At 37.6% G+C, this 5,189-nt stretch carries 5 protein-coding genes; 4 read left to right on the top strand and 1 reads right to left on the bottom strand.

What is annotated here, in order from left to right:
- Positions 1 to 60 precede the first annotated feature (60 nt).
- From BP621_RS17160 to BP621_RS00380, 3 genes are all read left to right on the top strand, one after another.
- Positions 61 to 201 (top strand): terminase large subunit domain-containing protein, encoded by a 141-nt coding sequence (locus tag BP621_RS17160; RefSeq protein WP_394339273.1) that lies wholly within the window; start codon positions 61 to 63, stop codon positions 199 to 201.
- Positions 201 to 812 carry a hypothetical protein gene (locus BP621_RS00385; protein ID WP_292387094.1) on the top strand — a complete coding sequence of 204 codons (612 nt, stop codon included), beginning with the start codon at positions 201 to 203 and terminating at the stop codon, positions 810 to 812. The genes BP621_RS17160 and BP621_RS00385 overlap by 1 nt, the downstream gene beginning before the upstream one ends.
- Positions 813 to 1,347: 535 nt before the next feature.
- Positions 1,348 to 3,357 carry an amino acid permease gene (locus BP621_RS00380; RefSeq protein WP_292387091.1) on the top strand — a complete coding sequence of 670 codons (2,010 nt, stop codon included), beginning with the start codon at positions 1,348 to 1,350 and terminating at the stop codon, positions 3,355 to 3,357.
- Between the two features lie 98 nt (positions 3,358 to 3,455).
- Here the strand turns inward: BP621_RS00380 and BP621_RS00375 are convergent, their stop codons facing one another.
- Positions 3,456 to 3,956, bottom strand: a complete 501-nt coding sequence (locus BP621_RS00375) for a universal stress protein (protein WP_292387088.1) — start codon at positions 3,954 to 3,956, stop codon at positions 3,456 to 3,458.
- 494 nt (positions 3,957 to 4,450) lie between these two features.
- Here BP621_RS00375 and BP621_RS00370 point away from each other — a divergent pair.
- Positions 4,451 to 5,189 (top strand): potassium-transporting ATPase subunit KdpA (locus BP621_RS00370; RefSeq protein WP_292387086.1); only part of this gene is annotated, 739 nt, incomplete at its 3' end.

Genomic DNA, 5,189 nt, shown 5'->3' with positions numbered 1-5,189 from the left:
TGGGATTCTCTCCTGTGCTCCTGCAGATTTATATCCTGAGTATATTCCCTCTCAGAAAAATTGGTCTGGTCCAATGGGATTATAACTCACATTTTCTATGGATCTGAGCCAAATAAGGCCAGAGGTCCGCAATCCGACTATTTATGGTGTGATGAGCTGGCAAAATGGCAGTTTGCTGAGAAAATTTTGATAACCTTCTGATGGGATTGAGATTAGGCCAGAATCCACTGTGTATGATAACCTCCACTCTCAGACCTCCAAAGTTTTTGATGGAGCTGGAGAATAGAACAAATAAACAGGAGCGCAAATGCACAGTAACTACTAGAGGCATTACACGAGATAATTTTAGAAATCTCTCTCCTGTATTCATCTCAACCATTATCTCAAAATATGAAGGTACCTGTCTTGGCAGACAGGAACTTGAAGGCTTCTTTCTAAATGATAATCCAGATGATCTCTGGAAAAGAGCAGATATTGATAATAACAGAGTCCGACAGATTCCTCAATTGTCCTATGTCGTAGTTGGCGTTGATCCTGCAGTCACAAGCAAAGTGGGTTCAGACGATACAGGTATTATAGTTGCAGGGAAAAGTGCAGACGGCCAAGTTTACGTCCTTGGAGATTATACGGTGCACGTCCCTAATAGATGGGCTGAGGCTGTCATAACTGCTTATAACCGTCACGAAGCAAATTTGATTGTGGGTGAAGTCAACAATGGTGGCGATCTTGTGAAAATGAATCTCAAGCCATTGATACTAATATTTCCTTCAGGGTTTGTGCACGCCTCTATTGGAGAGGAAACACGGGCATAGCCTATAAGCACTATATATGAACAGGGCAGAGCGCATCATTTCGGTACTTTCCTACTACTTGAAGATCAAATGTATAACGGTTTCCATGAGCAGAGAAGCCTCCGGACATAATAGATGCTCTTGCCCATTCTTTGTCAATATCAAACCTGAATATATGTGGACAGCAACTTTGAGATCCAATACTCAAACATTTCCAATTAAGAGGAAACTAACTCCTATTGTGGCTTCGAATTATTTAAAAGATATATGATCAGATAACTATTGATTAGACGTATAACCTTCTGTGTTTTCGATCCTTACAAAAACCTAGGTCTTCTATTGATATATGTTTTCAGGAAAAATTTCCAATGCTATTTGATCGCACTTTGATACTTTTAAACGCTGCTCATTAATTCCTAAACCAAAAAGAATTATTTTAAGCTTTATGGAAACTTATGATGTCAGGCAATTTATTAATAAGGAGCAAAATATTATATTATCCCTTATATAATTTATTATCAAGCGATTTTGTTTTAAACTCAAGAGTGGGATAAGAATGCAAGATATTCCAGAGTATATTAAGAAATTAAGGACTTTTATTATTGGAAAACCTCGTAATCCATTAGATTCAAGTATTTTTCATAAACTTTCCTTAATCTCACTCTTTGCATGGGTTGGTCTGGGATCTGACGCGATGTCTTCCTCATCATATGGTCCCCAGGAAGCGTATCTAGCATTGGGAGAACATTTTTATCTTGCCATATTTGTGGCAATCAGCATTATATTGACAATTTTTGTAATCAGTACTAGCTATTCACAAATCGTTGAATTATTTCCCACTGGTGGTGGTGGATATTTAGTTGCAAGCAAATTATTGTCCCCATCTCTTGGAATGCTTTCTGGCTGTGCACTTCTGATAGACTATGTCCTTACAATTTCCATTTCTATAGCAAGTGGTGTGGACGCTGTATTAAGCTTTTTGCCAGCAAATTGGCAAATGTTAAAATTAGAAATTGCATTTTTTGTGATCATTGTACTTATTTTATTGAATTTGAGAGGAATAAAAGAATCAGTGTTATTTTTAATTCCAATATTTGCATTATTTCTAATTGCTCATGTCATCTTAATAATATATGCCCTTTATTTCCATTCAGCAAATCTGCCGACAGTAGTGAGTAATACTAGTACTGATGTCCACAATGTAATATCTGGAGTAGGGCTTTCAGGGTTGCTTTTAATCATCATCCATTCATATAGTATGGGGGCAGGAACATATACAGGTATTGAGGCTGTGAGTAACGCAGTACCTGTAATGAGAGAGCCTAGAGTTCAGACTGCTAAGAGAACTATGAATCTCATGGCAATTTCATTGGCATTCATGGCAGCAGGACTGCTGATTTCTTACGTACTTTACAACGTTGCTCATGAACCTGGAAAGACTCTAAATGCAGTTTTATTTGAGAATGTAACAAAGCCCTGGGGAATTTTTGGTACTTATTTTGTAATAGCAACTCTCATCTCCGAAGCAGGTCTATTGTTCGTAGCAGCACAGACTGGATTTATAGATGGTCCACGAGTTTTGGCAAACATGGCATTAGACCGATGGGTTCCTACCAAGTTTGCAACCCTGAGTGATAGATTTGTGACACAAAACGGCGTATTAATAATGGGTATTTCAGCCTTAATTATGGTTTCTCTTACAGAAGGATCGGTCGCACATCTCGTAGTTCTTTATAGCATTGCAGTTTTCATAACATTTATTCTGTCCCAAGCAGGAATGGTACGCCATTGGTGGAAAGCTAAAGCGAAGGTCAAAGACTGGAAGAAGAGATTAGTTGTCAATGGTGTGGGCCTGATAATGACAGTTGTGATATTAATGTCAGTGATATTGGTTAAGTTCAGTGAAGGGGGCTGGATAACACTGTTTATTATCGGAGCCTTTGCTGGAGTTGTTCTTGTCATAAGACGCCATTATGACTATGTCTCAGGGCTTATTGCAGAATTGAACGCCAAGATAATCGTATATCCATCAAATATATACATAGTTAAAAATGAAACCCCTGGAAAGGTCAACCTCGAAGATAAGACTGCTGTATTGCTTGTAAACGGTTTTAACGGTTTAGGAATGCTTGCGCTGTCCAGTATATTTGAATTGTTTGGTGGAGTATACAAGAATTTTGTATTTGTACAGATTGGAGTAATTGATGCAGGAGTATTCAAAGGAGTAGACGAAATTAAAGGACTTCAAATTACGATAAATAGAGATGTAGATAAATACGTAAAATTGGTTTCATCATATGGTTATTATGCCGAAAGTTATACTACAATCGGTACTGACGTTGTTGATGAGATTACAAAGCTAGCACCAGATGTATTAAAGAAGTTTCCCAATGCTGTATTCTTTGGTGGGCAAATTGTCATTCCGAATGAAACAATACTTTCAAGATGGCTCCATAACTATACTGTATTTGCATCACAGAAGAAGCTATATGCAAAATGCATTCCCTTTGTAGTTTTGCCAATCAGAGTGGATTTAGAATGCAAAATCCCTAATACGGCTGTATAATAATAAAAACTTCAAATTATCGATTTAACAGTTTTAAATCTCACTATTTCCTTTATTTTGCTATGAGAATTGAAGTATAAACGATACTGCTAAATGCATTATTGTGTCTGCTCCTCACTTTTAATCAGAGCCTTTAATAATAAATCCTCAGATTCTCCTTTTACAACAAGTACCGCTCTTTCCGAGTGCCTAACTACATTTTCAGATACGCTTCCAATAAAAAATCTCTGGATTCCAGTTTTTCCATGTGTGCCCATAACAATAAGGTCAATGTCGTTTCTTTCCGCGAATTCAAGAATTTCATTCGCAGGGTTTCCTTTGAGGATTATGGATTCAACCTCAACGTTTGCAGCTCTTCCGGCATTTTCGACATAGGCTGTTGCTTTCTTACCTTCTATTGTGAGCTGTTCCTCAATTGTTCTTTTCCACTCCTTATCTCTGGAAGGAACTAGCAAATCACTTCCCAATGCGACCACGTGTACAGCATACAGCTTTGCCTCAGCCAACTTTGCAATTTCAATTGCAAAATCAACTGCTCTTTTTACTAGCTCTGAACCATCGGTTGCAACCATAATCTTCCTGAAAACAGTACTTTTCATACCTGACTCCCCTTTTATTATCTATATTTGTAAGTAATAGAGTTTTTTGTCACGGAAATAATTCTGAAGACTTACTGATTTAAGAATAAAGTTGTTTTGGGATGAGCTCACTATTATGTATTACAGAACTTTCACTACACTACCACATGCAAAAAAGAATTTAATTATTCTGCTTTAATCTCTCTTTTCGTATGGTTTTCGGTTTATTAAGTTATAGTTTTATGTTTTTTAGAAACTACTATTTATTGATGAAAAGACTTTTATATTTTATAGTTATATTAAAGGGTCATTTTGTTGCACGCGTGGTCGAAAATACTACTTCTGGGACTCTTACCTCAGAGAAATTGCACTTTCGAACTAAGAACATGTATAATACTAATTTGAGATTTTTGACAGCGAATAGATAAGTATAAACATTGAATTTTTTTGATTTTTGTTTTGCTGGCTTATTTCTATATTAAAGTTTGCAAAGGAATTTTGGTAGTTGGTTACAAATGGCAACACCGAATATAACCTCTGATACTATAATGCTCATCCTCTTTTTGGTCATTGTTACCGGGATAGCATTACCTTTAAGCAGTTTCTTCGTCCGGGTCTTTTCCGGAGAACTATCCCGTGGAATACCGGGTCGTATAGAAAAAACAATCTACAGATTAATCGAAACAGATCCTGACCAAGAAGATAGTTGGAAGGGCTACGCCCGGAACATGCTCGTATTCAATGGTATAGGTTTTGTAATTCTATTCTCACTGCTTCTTCTTCAAGGTTTTCTTCCTTTTAACCCAGAAAAATTCGGGGCTTTTGATCTTTTCACTGCAATCAACACTGCGGTCAGTTTTGTCACCAATACAAACTGGCAGGTCTACAGCGGTGAAACGACAGCAAGCTATCTTACCCAGATGGTCGGTTTTACAGTCCAGAATTTCCTTTCCGCTGCTACAAGCATCTGTATAGCGATTGCAGTAATGAGAGGAATTACCCGCCATTCTACCGATAAAATAGGGAATTTCTGGGTGGATATGACTCGCTGTACTCTTTACATTCTTCTTCCGATAGCTTTTATTTTTGCCTTAGTTCTAGCTTCCCAGGGTGTTATCCAGAATCTTGACCCTTATGTCCAGGCTACAGGATATGGCTCTACAGGACAACAGACAATTGCAATGGGACCGGTAGCCTCCCAGGAAGCAATAAAAGAGTTTGGCACCAATGGAGGAGGATTTTTCAATGCAAACT

This window comes from Methanosarcina sp. UBA5 (assembly GCF_002505485.1).
GTDB lineage: Archaea > Halobacteriota > Methanosarcinia > Methanosarcinales > Methanosarcinaceae > Methanosarcina.
Note: the sequence above shows the minus strand (reverse complement) of the source record. Positions and strands in the feature narration are given on the sequence as shown.